The 15,890-nt window shown below is 38.8% G+C and carries 9 protein-coding genes and 5 tRNA genes; 13 read left to right on the top strand and 1 reads right to left on the bottom strand.

Features of this window, described 5'->3' with window-relative positions; genetic code table 11:
* The first annotated feature begins 176 nt into the window (after positions 1–176).
* The 8 genes from INF28_RS02860 to INF28_RS02825 all read left to right on the top strand — a co-directional run bounded on the left by INF28_RS02860 (position 177) and on the right by INF28_RS02825 (position 4,631).
* The gene (locus INF28_RS02860) at positions 177–884 is read left to right on the top strand and encodes a response regulator transcription factor (RefSeq protein ID WP_226391965.1); all 708 of its coding nucleotides are present in this window, start codon (positions 177–179) and stop codon (positions 882–884) included.
* 23 nt (positions 885–907) lie between these two features.
* A complete protein-coding gene (locus INF28_RS02855; protein WP_226391964.1) occupies positions 908–2,392 on the top strand; it encodes a sensor histidine kinase in 1,485 nt (494 codons plus the stop codon).
* A 124-nt stretch (positions 2,393–2,516) separates the two neighbouring features.
* Positions 2,517–3,947, top strand: coding sequence for a S1C family serine protease (locus tag INF28_RS02850; protein ID WP_226391963.1), 1,431 nt, complete (start codon positions 2,517–2,519; stop codon positions 3,945–3,947).
* A 231-nt stretch (positions 3,948–4,178) separates the two neighbouring features.
* Positions 4,179–4,252, top strand: a tRNA-Gly gene (locus tag INF28_RS02845).
* A 34-nt stretch (positions 4,253–4,286) separates the two neighbouring features.
* Positions 4,287–4,363: transfer RNA gene (locus INF28_RS02840), tRNA-Arg, on the top strand.
* 10 nt (positions 4,364–4,373) lie between these two features.
* A tRNA-His gene (locus INF28_RS02835) sits at positions 4,374–4,450 on the top strand.
* Positions 4,451–4,459: 9 nt separating this feature from the next.
* A tRNA-Gln gene (locus tag INF28_RS02830) sits at positions 4,460–4,534 on the top strand.
* Between the two features lie 21 nt (positions 4,535–4,555).
* Positions 4,556–4,631 (top strand) — tRNA-Lys (locus tag INF28_RS02825).
* A gap of 281 nt (positions 4,632–4,912) precedes the next feature.
* Here INF28_RS02825 and INF28_RS02820 read toward each other — a convergent pair.
* Entirely contained in the window at positions 4,913–5,743 is an 831-nt protein-coding gene (locus INF28_RS02820; RefSeq protein WP_226392038.1) for an IS3 family transposase, read from the bottom strand.
* A 479-nt stretch (positions 5,744–6,222) separates the two neighbouring features.
* Here INF28_RS02820 and INF28_RS02815 point away from each other — a divergent pair, with 479 nt between their 5' ends.
* The 5 genes from INF28_RS02815 (at position 6,223) to INF28_RS02795 (ending at position 15,888) form a co-directional block, all read left to right on the top strand.
* Positions 6,223–8,040, top strand: a complete 1,818-nt coding sequence (locus INF28_RS02815) for a Sip1-related alpha-galactosidase (RefSeq protein ID WP_226391962.1) — start codon at positions 6,223–6,225, stop codon at positions 8,038–8,040.
* Positions 8,041–8,360: 320 nt separating this feature from the next.
* A complete protein-coding gene (locus INF28_RS02810; RefSeq protein WP_226391961.1) occupies positions 8,361–11,387 on the top strand; it encodes a hypothetical protein in 3,027 nt (1,008 codons plus the stop codon).
* 29 nt (positions 11,388–11,416) lie between these two features.
* Positions 11,417–14,098 (top strand): S-layer homology domain-containing protein, encoded by a 2,682-nt coding sequence (locus INF28_RS02805; protein ID WP_226391960.1) that lies wholly within the window; start codon positions 11,417–11,419, stop codon positions 14,096–14,098.
* 73 nt (positions 14,099–14,171) lie between these two features.
* Positions 14,172–15,050: a carbohydrate ABC transporter permease gene (locus INF28_RS02800; RefSeq protein ID WP_226391959.1), complete on the top strand. Its 879-nt coding sequence runs from the start codon at positions 14,172–14,174 to the stop codon at positions 15,048–15,050.
* 13 nt (positions 15,051–15,063) lie between these two features.
* Entirely contained in the window at positions 15,064–15,888 is an 825-nt protein-coding gene (locus tag INF28_RS02795) for a carbohydrate ABC transporter permease (protein ID WP_226391958.1), read from the top strand.
* Positions 15,889–15,890 lie beyond the last annotated feature (2 nt).

Genomic DNA, 15,890 nt, shown 5'->3' with positions numbered 1-15,890 from the left:
ACAGATATAAAGTCTGTCCTTTTTGTATAGTATACCATAATATCAAAAAATCATTCAAAAAATTTTTTATTTTTCACAAATTCTTCATACATTCCCTAAATTTTATGCTATAATGGAAGTTATAAAATGCGATGCGGAGTTTATGGATGCAGTTAAGCAAAAGAGGAGGAAGAAAAATGCCAAACAATCAGACTGTGTTGATCGTAGATGATGAAGTGAATATTTGTGAATTGATACGGTTATATGTAGAAAAAGAAGGATACCACGTGGTGATTGCTCATGACGGTCAGGAGGCAGTGGATAAGTTTAAGAGTACCTCGCCGGATATGGTTCTATTGGATGTGATGCTGCCAGTAAAGGACGGATGGCAGGTTTGCCGGGAAATTAGAGCAATTGATAATACGCCTATTATTATGTTGACTGCCAAAGGGGAAACGTTTGACAAAGTTTTGGGTTTGGAACTTGGGGCAGATGATTATATTGTAAAACCTTTTGAACCTAAAGAATTGATTGCGCGTATTAAAGCGGTTTTGCGGCGCAGTGAAAGCTACAGCAAAGGGGAAAATGCCGAGGAAGATGGGGAACTGCGGTTTGATGGCTTGCGCATTAATCAGGCTACGTATGAAATTTATCTGGACGATAAAAAAATCGAAATGCCTCCCAAGGAATTTGAGCTGCTATACTTTTTGGCTAAAAACACAAATAAAGTGTTTACCCGGGATCAGCTTTTGGATGAAATCTGGGGTTATGAGTTTTTTGGAGATTCGCGAACGGTTGATGTACATATCAAAAGAATTAGAGAAAAAATCGAAACGGAAGGGAAAAACTGGCATCTTAAAACGGTATGGGGTGTGGGATATAAATTTGAAGTTGATCAAAAATAAACTGAAATTGGAGGCCGGGTTTCATGAATGCGATTTTTGGAAAAACCATATTTTCAAGAATTTTTATATTTAATATTATCTCCGTCCTGGTCTGTATCATTATATTGGGTTCTATGCAGACTGTATTAATAACCAATTATATATCGCATCAAAGCGAGGAATCATTGGCAAAAAATGCGGATTCGATTGTCGCTTTGATTCAAAACAATGTACCAATCGACAGTCTGCGTAATATCCTTAGCGGATTTTGCCGCAGCAGTCAGAGTCATATTATGGTCATTGATGATAAGGGAAGTGTGTTGGTTAATACTTCGGACAGTGGATTTGTACACAATGTACCCGCCTTTATTGCTACGGAGTATAGTAAAGCAGTCTTGTCAGGACAGCGCAATTCTATGATAGGAACTATGGGAGGTATTTTTGCTGAAACCATGTTTACCCTCCAGGTGCCTGTTTCCGGTGCAGGAGGAAATACAATAGGTGCGGTATTTATCAGTATTCCTATCCCGGAGCAGCAGCGTATGACTTATGAGTTGTTCCGAATTCTTTTATTTTCTGCTATTGCAGTTATTGCCATTTCCTTTTTACTGTCTTATATGCTTGCCAAACGGTTTTCGATGCCGATTAAAAGTATACAAAACAGTGCTAAGGAGTTTGCAAGTGGACATTTGGATGCGAGAGTGGGTGAAACGGCAACAAAATCGGATATTGGGGAAATTGCGGAGCTGGCCGAAACTTTTAATAATATGGCTTTTGAACTGGAAAAAGTGGAAGATATCCGTAAGTCTTTTATTTCAGATGTATCTCATGAACTTCGGACGCCAATGACTACCATCAGTGGTTTTGTTTATGGAATTCTAGATGATACTATCCCTCCGGAGCGCCAAAAAGAATATTTAAAAATTGTTTATGATGAAGTGACAAGACTATCTAGGCTGGTAAATACTTTTTTGGATATTAGCAGGATGCAGTCGGATAAAATGGTTTTGAATAAAACCAATTTTGATATCAATGAAGCAATTCGTCTGACAATTATTGGATTAACCAATCGTCTGGAAGAAAAAAATATTAATGTGAAGTTAAATTTTGACTCCGATAGTTGTTATGTACGTGCTGATGCAGATGGAATTAAACGGGTTTTGACAAATCTGCTGGATAATGCGGTTAAATTTACTGATGCAAACGGTGAAATTGCAGTAACGGTAAAACCTAAACTGCAAGAAGTTTATATTTCGGTTAGAAATACTGGTTGCGGGATTCCAAAAGAACAGCAGCAGATGATTTTTGAACGACTGTATAAAGTGGATAAATCCAGAAGTATTAATAAGGAAGGAACAGGAATAGGACTGTATCTGGTAAAAAGTATTATTCGTGCCCATGGAAAAAATATTCGTGTAAACAGCGTGGAAGGTGAATTTGCGGAATTTATTTTTTCGTTAGACCGTGGAAAAGCACCAATGAAACGGGAAGAAAACCGGGGTGAAAATGTTCAAAAAGAAGACATATAACATTAAATCTTCTTTTACAGTTTATTCACAGATTTTTCATAAGTGCTTGTTATAATATAATCAATCGATAAGGAAAACGGCTGAAGAAAATGCCGTTAGGAAGATAGAAGAGGAGGAATTGACAATGAAAGAATATGATGAAATGTATTCAAGCAATTCGGAGAACAGAAATGAGGCATCGGAATTTTCACAGTCGGAGAAGGAGAGTACGTTTGCGCAGGAAACACAGTGGCAGGCATCGCAGCAGAGCTGGAGTGAAGAATCATCTGGGTGGAATGATCAAACACAAAACCATACAACAGAAACGCAGCCAGCCGTGAAAATTGATTTATCTGGACAGGCAAAGCCAGAAAGTGTGGATTCTATTCCAGGAATGGTGAATGGTCCTCTTTATACAGAGCATGTTCGGCATCAAAAGAAAGAGCATAAAACTGGAAAACGTTTTGTGGCAGCAATGGTTTCTTTAACAGTCTTGAATCTGGCTTTATTTGGCGGAGCATTTATGTTGGGACGCAATTATGGTGCGCAAGATAAAAAAGTGGCATCTAAACAGGAACTGGTAAGTGATTTGAAGAATGGAACGAACAGTAGTCAGGCAACAGAGACTGCAAACAGTGGTGCGGAACTGGCTACTACAGAAATTGCAAAACAGGTAGGACCGGCGGTAGTAGGTATTACTAGTGTAATTCAAGGACAGATGAGTATTTTTGGAGCCACACAGTCTACCAGTCAGGGTTCAGGAATCATCTTAAGTTCTGATGGGTATATTGTCACAAATAATCACGTAGTAGAAGGCGCTAATTCAGTAAGCGTAACTTTGAATACTGGTACAGATTATGAAGCACAGGTGGTTGGTACAGATGAGCAGACGGATTTAGCGGTCATTAAAATTGAGCCGCAGGAAGAATTGACGGTTGCAACGTTGGGTGATTCTTCCGCTTTGGAAGTCGGCGAACGTGTTGTTGCAATTGGTAATCCTATGGGCCTTGAATTTTTCGGCAGTGTTACTCAGGGAATTGTAAGTGCGGTAAACAGAACCATTACAGTCGATAATCGTACGATGAATTTGATTCAGACAGATGCGGCTATTAATTCTGGTAACTCCGGTGGTGCATTGATCAATTCCCACGGAGAAGTAATTGGTATTAATTCTGTTAAAGTGGAGAGTTCTGGTGTAGAAGGTATGGGGTTTGCTATTCCGATTTCGGAGGCTAGTCCAATTATTTCTGACTTACTGGAATATGGGTATGTAAAAGGTCGTCCGGTTATAGGTATCTCTACCCGTGATGTTACTGAATATATGGCAAGATCGTATTCTTGGCCGCAGGGTGTACAGGTTATGAGTGTGACCAGTGATTCAGCGCGGAATGCGGGGTTGCAGCAGGGTGATATTATTACTGCAGTAGATGGACAGAACATTACCACTGGAAATGAACTGAATGAGATTAAAGATCAGCATAAGCCGGGGGATGTACTCAAACTGGAAGTTTATAAATATGCAACCGGCCAGACTCAGACAGTAGAGGTTACTTTGTCCGAACAGCTTCCGGGCTAAGTTGTAAAGTAATAGATGTAGTTAAAACGCTACGTGCAGGAAACGTATGGATTACTTCCATACGTTTCTTTGCTATAGCAGACTTGGTAGTATGTTTATGCCTTTGATATCTGATGTTTTCGTGTGTTTGTTGAGAAAGATTTTATGAACAAAGAAAAATGAAAAAAATTAAAAAAAAGTGTTGACAAAATAAGGGATAGCTGGTATAATAACAAGGTCGCGTTAAGATGAGCGGGTGTAGTTCAATGGTAGAATCTCAGCCTTCCAAGCTGATTGCGTGGGTTCGATTCCCATCACCCGCTCCAATTATTTTTAAAAATGGTCGGCTTAGGCAATTGTGCGCCTGTAGCTCAGCTGGATAGAGCAACTGCCTTCTAAGCAGTGGGCCAGGGGTTCAAGTCCCTTCAGGCGCGCCAAACCCATATGGTGGGTATAGCTCAGTTGGCTAGAGCGCCAGATTGTGGCTCTGGAGGCCAAGGGTTCAATTCCCTTTACCCACCCCATTTAAATATTGGGCTGTCGTCAAGCGGTAAGACACAGCACTTTGACTGCTGCATTCGTAGGTTCGAATCCTGCCAGCCCAGCCATTTTCTTTTAAAATTTAATAAGACCCATTAGCTCAGTTGGCAGAGCACTTGACTTTTAATCAAGGTGTCCGGAGTTCGAATCTCCGATGGGTCACCAATTTAATAATAAACAAAATCCCCGAGTATATTGTTACTTCGGGGGTTTTGCTTTTACCGAAAACTTAGTAAATACGACGTATTGCAAGAGATAGGCTTTTTGACGAGCCTATCTCTTTTTTGTTTATTATTTGGTTTGATCGTTAATATTGTATCTTTACTCATTAAAATTTTTACGTCTTTTATCCTGGTATTCTTCATAAAACTGAATGGCTTTTCTTACATAGTGGACTATAGTCAAAAAAGTAGAAAGAGGAATGAGGAAAATAGGATAGGGGGAGTTTAGGCCTGCTTACAGTATAACAGTTCAGCCTGATTGGGAGTAAGCATGCCAAGAGAGCCATGAGGACGTCTGGAATTGTAGAAGCCCTCAATATATTCAAAAACAGAAAGCTGGAGTTCCTGTAGAGAATGGTAGATTTTGCGGTCTGTTTCCTCTTTCTTGAGATGCTTAAAGAAACATTCACAGCAGGCATTGTCAAAGGGGAACCCTTTTTTAGAAAAAGATTGTACAACATCAAGAGAATCCAGAAGCTGCCGGAAAGCAAAGGCGGTGTACAGGGCGTTGCGGTCGGAATGGAACATAAGCCCATAAGGAGCCTTTCTTTTTTCATAAGCCTTTTTGAATGTGGCAATAACCAATTCTACATCCGGTTTTGCAGAAATATGCCATGCGATAACTTTCCTGGAAAACAGATCCATTACAATACAAAGATAATACCATTTTCCGTCGGTCTTGATCTTGATATAGGTAATGTCACTGACCCATACGAGGTTCGGTGCTTTCTGTTGGAACTGCTGCTGCAAGAGGTTTAAGCAGGAAGGGTCATGGGAAGCCACACGGTGAACAGTAGGTTTATCGGTAGACATTTTGGGTAACTGCAAAGATTTCATCAGGCGGTACACTGGATGGACGCTGACGGGTATGCCATAGTCACGCAGCAGGACAACAGTAGTTTGATATGTGCCAAGCCGTTTATGGTAGTCAGCATAAATATGGAGGATCAAAGAAGCAATGTGTTGATTCTCCTTTACACGGGGAGCAGGGGCGGGGGAGAAATGCTTATAGTAAGTACTTCTGTTAATCTGCAGAACCCGGCAAAGCGTTTTTATGCTATGCTGGAACCGAAGCTTATGAACAGCATCGAATCGTTGTGTGAGTGTGGCGCGAAGATGGAAATCGCTTTTTTAATATGAAATTTTCCTCCTCGAACTGTGCATTGCATTTTTGAAGTTCTTTCACCTGTTTTGCGGTAAGAACTTGGCCATCATCGACCAGGGCAGTGGAATATTGTTTTATACATTTGCCTAAAGCGGATTGGAAAACGCCGTATTCTTTACAAAGTTGGGAGTCTGGGTTTTCCCGTTATGGTGGGGTGAGAAGAGTGATTTTTTAAAATTTTTGTCATATTTTGTATCATTGTTTGTCCCCATAGTATCTCTCCTTTTTTGTGTCTTGTTTATTATATTGTATATTATATCTTTGTGTCTACTTTTTTAGCGTTGATCCAAGTTGTCCCAAGTTGCCATTGTAATCCCTTTTTTGATATGCTACAATAATGCTAAGTATATTTAATAAGGGAAGTGAAAAAATGATTTTATCTGAAAAAATATGTGTGAATTTTAGACGTGATGGAAGAAAAAATGAGAATGAAAAAAAAGATTTTTTTGAAGGAAAAGTTACAAGAAAAACGGAAGGAAAGATTACAATATTGTCGGTTGATTTACATTTAGTACAATTTCCTCACGTATACGCCCGGATTATTGATGAGCAGAAGGGGGTTTGGATTGACATTGCCCTGGAGGGACAAATAGATGGCCTGCTTGCCCGTCAGCAATATAATCCGTTTTGGTCAATGCCTTGCTTTGAAAAGGATTTAAGTAAGATTCCGGATAATATACAAAACATGCTTTTGAAGATAAACGGAGAATATATAGTGATACTCCCAATTATCAATGATGACTTTAATGTGACGCTTATGGGATCGGAAGAAAAAGGCACGCTGCGGTTTTGTCTATCCAAATACTATGATGGGGCAATAGATTTAAATGGCACATTTGCTGTGCTTGCCGCAGCAGAAAATCCATACGATGCGGTTAAAAAAGCCTATCAATATGCTAGTGAAAACAAATTGATTAAAACCCATCTTCGAACTGAAAAAAGCTTGGATCCCATGTATCAAGGGCTTGGTTGGTGTACATGGAATGCGTTTTATCGAGATGTTGACGAAAGATCTATTTTTAAAAAACTGGATGAATTTCAGCAGAAAAAGATTCCGATTAAGTGGGTCGTCATTGATGATGGTTGGATGCAATATTCCGATGATGAGCGGATTGCGCTTAAATCGTTTCAGGAAGATAGAAAAAAATTCCCCAATGGATTAAAATCATGTATAGAAAAAATGAAGCGGGAATATGGCGTCGAGCAGGTTGGTGTTTGGCACGCACTGACCGGATATTGGTTTGGTATTGCGAAGGACAGTGAGTTATATTACGCACAAAAGGATCGTTTGACGGAAACAAATTCAGGCTTGTTTCTTCCTGATGGTGAAAAGGCATATGATTTTTTCTGCGACTGGTATAAATATTTAAAGGAACAGGGAATTGACTTTGTAAAAATTGATGGCCAGGGAAATTCTCTTGAATTTTACAGTGGAAAAAAGGATTGTATCTCAATTTGCCGTAGTCTGCAGATAGCGGCAGATCAGGCAGTTCACGATTGTTTTGAAGGAAATGTCATAAATTGTATGGCAATGAATAATATTAATGTTCATCACCGTCCATATACTTCTCTTTCAAGGAACAGCGATGATTTCTATCCGCAGAATCCGGAAAGCTTTATTACTCATATTATGCAAAATGCGTATAATGCAGTATTTCATAGTCAGCTATTTTATTGTGACTATGACATGTGGCAAAGTTACGATGTGACGGCAAAAATTAGCAGCGTGTTAAGAGCAATCAGCGGAGGACCAATATATTTAAGCGATGAAGTAGGAAAGACCTGTGATACATATATTGCTCCATTCCTTGATAAAGATGGAAATGTGATCTTGTGTGATGACTGTGCCTTGCCTGCAATAGAAAATTTATTTGAAGACTCGAAAACTGGTATACTCAGATTATGCAATAAAAAAGGGAATGGATATGTTATGGCGGTATTTAATCTTACGCATGAGAAAAAAAGTACAACTATTTATTCAGAAGGATGGGAAGGAGAATATGTAGCATATGGCTTTTTTGGGAAGAAATTCTATTCTGTTTTACCTTTGACATTAGAAATTGATGGTTTTGACGCAGAAATTTTAAATTTTTACCCTGTAGAGGATGGAAAGATACATGTGGGAGATTTAAATAAATATATTTCGGTAGACGGCAGAAATGAAATCTGTGTTTCGGCACTATCATAATTGTTTTATGAAGACTGTTTCGGTAATGTTCATCATCTACCGAAGCAGTTTTTTTATGGCATTTTTTACCTTGTCTGTATTTTGCAGCAAAAAAAGATGTCTAAAAATGACATATTTGTGTCTATAAATGAGATTGTGATAAATATAAATATGGAGTAAAATAATCAAAGAGGTAATTTTGTGCACATTTTATAATTCGTTTTTTAAAAACCGAAAAATATCTGTTAAAATGCTTAATCATTAATGAAAACGAAGTAAGAATTGATGTACAAAAACACAAAAAAGCAGAACGGAAAAAATGCTAAAAAGGAGGAAATTGTATGTATCAAATTTTAAAACGAGCATTAACAGTCCTTTTGTGTATGGCCCTGATGGTTCCAGTGACTACCACAGTTATTGTAGGTCAGGCCGTAGGAGGGCAGGAATACGCTTCAAAAGTATTATATGCGCTTGATCAAGCAGATCTTGTACACACTGGATTAGCGGATGAAGCATTAAGAGCCTCTGCGGCAGAATATCCTAACGTGGATGTTCTTGGCGTATCAGATGGTATTAGTGTATGGCAAGGGCAGTATTATACTCCCGAATACAGCGGTGTAGGGAAAGAACATGCTGCGGTTAAATATTTGACAGCAGGCTCCAGTACACCGGATCCAACGGTTAAAAATATTACATATAAAATTACTAGCAGTAATCCAAATGGATTTGAAGAACTTGATGTTTCGTTTATTGGTCGTGCAGAATCTGAGGTTGAGGACGGAAATCCCATAAGCTATTTGGCAGTGCAAGGGTCTGATCAGGCACCTGGTGGTGAATTTGGTACAGATGGATATTTTGATGTATTTTCAGATTTAAGAAGAATAACGGACAGTCAGCCTGGTGTGGATAATTTTAGTGTAGGAAAACGTGACAATGCAACACCGGATTATTTTAATTATGGTGAAACGCTGAAACTTACTGATGAAGTCAAAGGAAGAAAAGAGTACTATATCAATTTTAGTTATGTTTCTGAGAACCTTTTTGATACATCACTTACGGACATTTCTTTCACGGAAAAGGTGCCCGTAGAATTTTCTGATAGTTCAAAATATGAAACATTGGTAATGGCATCAGGAGATTATACCAATACATACGCAACGAACTTTTTCTGGGTCGAGGAAGGCGGAAATGTAAATTTTGCAAATCAGTTAGGGCTTTCGCCCGAATACTGTGATTATCAATCGGTCATTTTAGATGGACATCCATATTTCCAGGCCGTGAAGGTAGGCTCTTATGAACGAGGACTTTCTGTTGTCGGCTTGGGTGAAGGTTGGGGGATTGCATCCGTCACTTATAAGTTGACAGCACCGGCTGGAAAAACGTTTCAGGGTCTTCGATTTGATTATGACGGAAATCTTTCCCTGCCGGTGGGGACTGAAAAAAATTCTTCTGTTCAAATCATCACTTATATAGGGAATTCTCCATATGATTTAGGTGTTGCCAACAGAATGACATCGTATGTTGACGGTGATGGAAATATACATAATTTGGGGACTGCACTTGACGCATTCAGTGTGACGTGTGACGATCAAAAAGAGGTTTGGGTAAAATTTATGATCACGAGCGGGAATTTGATCCACGCTCCATTAGATGATCATAATGGCATACATTATGATGATACAACTTTTTCCACGGATAGTTACATTCAAAAAATGAACGTAAGTGCTATATTTAATACCAGCCGGGTTTCACAAGGAGAGGAAATCAAGGATGAAGGATATGCGGCAAAGACACTTTATGCTATGGATTCGAGCGCATTTTCTCAGGGAAAAAGCGCATTTAGCAATATCTCTGCAGATATTAAAGCATCTGCAGATCAATATGCTAATACTGAAGTGCTTGGCGTGAGTGATAATATTGTTATGTACCGTCTCGGCCTTGGAAACGGAAACACGGCTACATTCAAAGAGAGCGATAGTGTACTGGCGCTCATTGCGCAATCTGGTGTAAGAAATATTACATACAAAGTGACCAGCGCCAATCCTGACGGCTTTGAGGAATTGGATATTTCATATTACGGCGGAGTAAGTTCAAATGACGGCAGTAGCTATGTAGCCATTCAAGGTTCATCGCTCCCGCCAGAAGGAGCGTTTGAGAGCGAAAACTATTTCAGCACTTTTGGTGACATCAGAAGAATTACCGATTCCACTCCAGGCGTCATTAATACCAATCCGCGGGATGCAAAAGATTATCATGATTATGGCGAAACTTTGGTATTAACAGATGCAGTGAAAGGAAAAAAGGAATACTATATTAACTTTAGTTTTAATTCAGAAGATTATATGACTGCTTGGCTTTCTGAAATTGCCATTGTCGAAAAATTGCCTGTGGATTTTACAGATGTCGACCGGTACAGCACAGAAACACTTGTTAATATGGATTATACCGGGGTAGACAACAGAAACTGGATTGGAAATATGTGGCAAAATGGAGATCCAAATGCGGCAAATAATGCTGAGATAATTGCTGCGACTAACGAATATTGCCAAATTGTAGATGTAAAACGATGGCTAATGTTTTTGGGAGATGGAAATACAAATTGGCTTAGCTTTCCGGGAGAGGCTGAGGGCGCACAGCTTTGGACAAGTGGTGCATTTGTCTTGAAACTAACTGCCCCCGAAGGAAAAATTTTTAAAGGTATACACTTTGATCTTAAAGGTAAAAACAGCATAGACCCATGTGTAGGAGCAAACATAGGTACATCGATTACAGTGAGCGCAGGAGATGAATATGAATCGTATAATGTACCAGGGCTGGATGCGTTTAAAAGCAGCTTGGGTACAGTAAAACGCTTTTATTCATACAATAACGCACAGGGAGTTGTTGAGAAAAACGTAGGTGATCTTACCCCGTTTACTATTGTAGGCAACAATAAAAATGAGATTTATGTAAAGGTAACGATCGCAGGCGGACTGGATGGTTGGAATTATTTAAGCGGAATGAAGATAGATGGTATTTTTGCAGAAGATTCCATTATTGATGATATCGAATTCAGTGGGAAAGGTGCTTTCCCGACAGATGGAACGCTTACAGCAATATATAAAATAGGGGAGCCAAAAGCGAATGAACAAATGCCAAAATCCATTATGTTTGTGCTTGCAGTATATGAAAAGAAAGAAAACGGCGCACAAACGCTGGTTGGAGTAAAGACATTGCCAGTCAGTAACCCGACGGTAAATACTGACTACTCAGTAGAACTTACTGGATTGCCGCAGGATTCAAACGATTATTGTGCAAAAGCGTTCGTTTGGAATAATGATCAATTAATGACGCCCATTGGAAGTGTTTACAAACTTGGTGTAGAATAAAATCCTTTAGTATGGAGGCAATGATTTTAATGTTTAAAAAATTAAACGCACTGATTTTGACTTTTGCCATGCTCATAGGTTGCTGTATTGTATTTTCAGCGCCGGATATTGTAAAAGCAGAGACCGAACCCGATGGACTTGCCTATGCACTTCATATTACGGAGAAAAAAGACGCCAATCAGGCTGTGACCCGCGGTGATGCCGCGGGCATAGTCATTCGGCTTTTAGGTTATGATGCTGATTCTATAGGGGTTGAGCAAATTTTTGATGATGTAAGTGAAAGCCACACAAACGCTGCTGCAATTTATACTGCTGCAAAGCTTGGAATCATCAGTGGAACTGAACATTCTATTTATGAGCCGAATGAAAATGTGACATATGAACAGTTTATAAAAATGGTAGTAATCGCGCTTGGATATGAAGAAATGGCAGAAGACTTGGGCGGATATCCATATGGATACACGACGGTTGCCTCGAGATTAGATCTTGATCAAAGTATTGTTTTAGAAAATACAGAAAAACTTGAAGTAAAAACAGTTTCACAAATTGCAGAAAATGCTTTGCATGCTATTGTATTTTCTGGAACAAATGCCATAGGTGAGGAAGGTGTGACACTCTTATATAAGGCGTTCCAACTGGAGCAATATTCTGGGGTTGTGACAGCAATCTACGGTGCAAGTTATACGCCAAATAGCTATGCCGACACAGAAGATGATGTGTATATCAATGATCAGCGCTACAAAAAAGGAGAAGAAAGCGGTGTTGACGACCTGCTTGGCTGTTATGTCGATTTTTATGTTAAGGAAGCGGATACAGAGATGTCGACCGTTGTATTTGCAAAAAAAACCGCTGGCAGAGAGCAGGAAATTGATCCGCAAAATGTAAGCCAAGTTAGTGTAGATCGGAATGAAATGTGTATCAGCTATTATAAATCAGCAGATTCCAATCGAATCGAAACCGAGACGCTGCCTTTGGAGAAAACAAGTTTAGTATATAATGGGTTTTATACAGATATTACCAAAAGCGAAGAAGATTTACTGGACTTTTCTGATGGAAGCATTAAACTGATTGATTATAATGAAGATAGAGTGTGGGACTTTTTGGTCATAGAACAGTTGACTACCGTTGTGGTTAAAACTTATTCAAATACAACCCAGAGCCTTTCTTTTGAATATCCTGTTGAATTGGGTGTTGTTTCGACACAAACATTGGATTTTACAAAATATGATACGGTAATATTCGAAGATGATTTGAGTTATTCTACTTTAAAATTGGGAGATGTACTGGAAATTTGGCTACCTAAAAATGATGTGTTTGAAACAAAAGTGATTCGTCTTGGTGTTTCCGACAATATTGTTCGGGGGGAATTGACTGAAAAGAAAAACGTAGATAAAAAATGTGTAGTGATAGATGGGCAGACCTATGAATTTAGTGACGATTATAATGCATATGCACCGAGTACATTTGATAATTTACAACCAGGTGTAGAATATACCATGTATCTTACCACCTCTGGAAAGATTGCATATATCGTGAATCATCTTAACGAAGAACGTGTGTATGGGTATCTTACCAATATGGCTATTGGTACGTTTGGTTCGGTGACTATGAAAGTGCTTATGGAAGATGGAATGTTTCATACCCTTGATTTTGCAGATAAGGTGAGGGTGTATAGAGATGGTGTAGATGAAGGAAGTAAAACGCCGTTACAAGCAACAGAAGGATTTTTTGTCAACGGCTTTTTTGACAAGAATCAAGCACAACTGATTCGTTTTAGGCCGGATAGAGATTCCAAAGTATGCGTTATTGAATTTGCCCAAAACGAGCTTGGCTTTGATGCAGCTATGGAAGGTCATATGGATGGCAAGTTTATTAAATCACGTAGTAAATTTACTGGGACATATTTCAACTATTCACAGATAGTATATACCGATAATGGTCCCGAGTTTCCTTTTCCATCAACAACTGTTTGCTTTACCGTGCCATCGGATCCGGCGGATTTTGATGATGAGAAGAATTTCAAGGTAGGTGGTTATACGGGACAGCGTAATCTCGTCACAGTGGATACCTATAATGATGATGCGGCAGGCGTTCCGGAAATTATTGTGCGTTATGGCAGCGTGGATGTCCGTGAAGAATTTCCTATTAATTCACCCATTGCGGTAATTACAGATATTGTTCAATGCTTAGATAGTGAGGGAGAATTGTGCGATAAAATGACGGATGCTATGGGAAATTCCTATCTTGCCAAAGCAGAAGATAAGGTTTTCGTGGATCAGTCAACAGGAGAACCGCTTAAACGAGGAGATGTTGTTCAGGTTGGAACAACAAAAGGTGGATATGTACAGTTTGTAGATATGATATTTTTTCATGATTCCGATGCGCCAAATGGATATGGATATACTTATACCAATCCGAGTACCCATGCCAGAAACATGGCAGATATGGTAATTGCAAGTGGGGCGCTAGACAGTGAACGTATTTGCGCTTCCGGATATTTGACTGCGCTTACTTCTGAGTATATTAGAATACAAAATGCGGCAGGCGAGGATGCTGTGTTCAAATGCAGTGGAAACAATCATTATTTGTTTACGGTTTCTGAGCGGGGTGATATAGTAGAGGAAAGGATTGATCAAGCCAACATAGGCGACTATGTTGTTGTCAGATGTACGTTGAGTAATCTTCAAGAAGTAGTACGCTATGTAGATTAATTGGACAGCAATGGCTCACAGAAAATGATAGAAATTGATTTTGAGGTTTTCATGGATAAAGAGGTGAATGTGAATGATGAAAAAAATCTATAAGGCAAGGTGGTGTTATCTTGGCATATTGCCTACTGTGTTGTTGCTGGTGGTATTTATGCTATATCCTGCTATTGACAGTATTTATAAGTCAATGTGCCTATGGAAGACAAAAAATTATTTTACACCGCAATTTATTGGATTTGATAATTTTATAAAGCTGTTTGAAGATGTTGCGTTTTGGCAATCTTTTTTGGTCCTGGCAGTCTTTGTTGCAATGGGGATTTTTACATTATTGGCCGTAAATATGGTACAGACCTATTTGGTTTCAAAGCTTACGGGAACTAAAATTGGAAACTTCATTAAAACAGCATATATCATTCCTATTATGATTCCAACTATGGTTATAACGTTATACTGGAGATTCTTTTTTGAATATCAGAATGGTATATTCAATGCAATATTAAGACTTGTGGGTTTAGAGCAATATGCAACCGTATGGCTGGGGACAGATCAAACAGCACTTATTTCACTTTTGTTTATTGGGTTTCCGTTTGCAGGTGGATTTGGATATTTGATTTTCCTGGCAGCATTTCAAGGCATTGATCATTCGTTGCACGAGGCAGCTGATATTGAAGGGATTACCGCTTTTCAAAAATTCAGAATGATTGACATTCCGTTGATTATGCCGCAAATAAAAATGCTGACAATGCTTCAAGTAATTAATGGAATTCAACAGTTTAACACACAGATGATTATGACAAATGGTCGCTATCATACCATGGTTCCGGGACTGCAAATGTACCAAACAGCGTTTTCCGGAGGAAATTACGGATATGCTTCAGCAATGGGTGTAACCTTGTTTGTCATCATTCTTATTGTTACGATTTTTCAAAATAAATTCGTGAACAAAGAAGTATAGGAGGCCGTCTTCAGTGAAGAGAAAAACGAAAATATCAAAGGGAATCATTATTGCAATACATATCATTATATTACTACTAACATATTTCCCAATATACTTCATGATTATTTCATCACTTAAGACCAATCAACAGATTAGTGCAAACTACTTTCTGATGAGTTTTCCAGTGCACTTTGAAAATTATACAGCAGCCTTTTTCAAAGTAGTACGATATCTGGGAAATTCGGTAATTGTGTCGGGTGTGTCTGTGATTGGTGTAATGATATTTGGCTGTATGGCTGCATATGTATTTGCACGTTATAAATTCCCAGGCAAAAATATTATTTATATATTCATTATATCATTTTTGATGATTCCTTCCGTGTTAACTTTGGTGCCGCAGTTTGTGCTGGTGAATAATTTGGGTCTTAATAATACCTATTGGGCATGTATTTTTCCCTATATAGCGTCTGGACAAATTATGTTTATTGTAATTTTAAGAACCTTTATTGAGGAAATACCAAGCGACTTATTTGACGCTGCAAAAATAGACGGAGCCGGAAATATTCGGATTTTTGTTCAAATTGTTTTTCCTCTGGCCAAACAAATTATTGTATCGTTGCTACTGATCAATTTCCTGGGAAGTTGGAATGATTTTATCTGGCCGCAGCTCACATTAACAAAGGATGCGCTTAAAACGGTAACGGTGGGGCTGTATGCATTTACGGATGCACAGCAGATTCAGTATGGTTATATGTTTGCGGGTTTTGTGGTAGCCTCTGTACCATTAATCATTTTGTTTACACTGAATATGAAAAGTTTTGTAAGCGGAATCACGGTTGGCGCAGTAAAGGGGTGATG

The organism is Ructibacterium gallinarum (assembly GCF_014982785.1).
GTDB classification, from domain to species: Bacteria; Bacillota; Clostridia; order Monoglobales; family Monoglobaceae; genus Ructibacterium; species Ructibacterium gallinarum.
The sequence above is the reverse complement of the archived record's forward strand: the minus strand, read 5'-3'. Positions and strand labels throughout refer to the sequence as shown.

What these genes read in the sequence shown, in the direction of transcription:
- INF28_RS02860 (WP_226391965.1), top strand. Translation starts at nt 177, where the DNA reads ATGCCAAACAATCAGACTGTGTTGATCGTAGATGATGAAGTGAATATT.
- INF28_RS02855 (WP_226391964.1), top strand. Translation starts at nt 908, where the DNA reads ATGAATGCGATTTTTGGAAAAACCATATTTTCAAGAATTTTTATATTT.
- INF28_RS02850 (WP_226391963.1), top strand. Translation starts at nt 2,517, where the DNA reads ATGAAAGAATATGATGAAATGTATTCAAGCAATTCGGAGAACAGAAAT.
- INF28_RS02815 (WP_226391962.1), top strand. Translation starts at nt 6,223, where the DNA reads ATGATTTTATCTGAAAAAATATGTGTGAATTTTAGACGTGATGGAAGA.
- INF28_RS02810 (WP_226391961.1), top strand. Translation starts at nt 8,361, where the DNA reads ATGTATCAAATTTTAAAACGAGCATTAACAGTCCTTTTGTGTATGGCC.
- INF28_RS02805 (WP_226391960.1), top strand. Translation starts at nt 11,417, where the DNA reads ATGTTTAAAAAATTAAACGCACTGATTTTGACTTTTGCCATGCTCATA.
- INF28_RS02800 (WP_226391959.1), top strand. Translation starts at nt 14,172, where the DNA reads ATGATGAAAAAAATCTATAAGGCAAGGTGGTGTTATCTTGGCATATTG.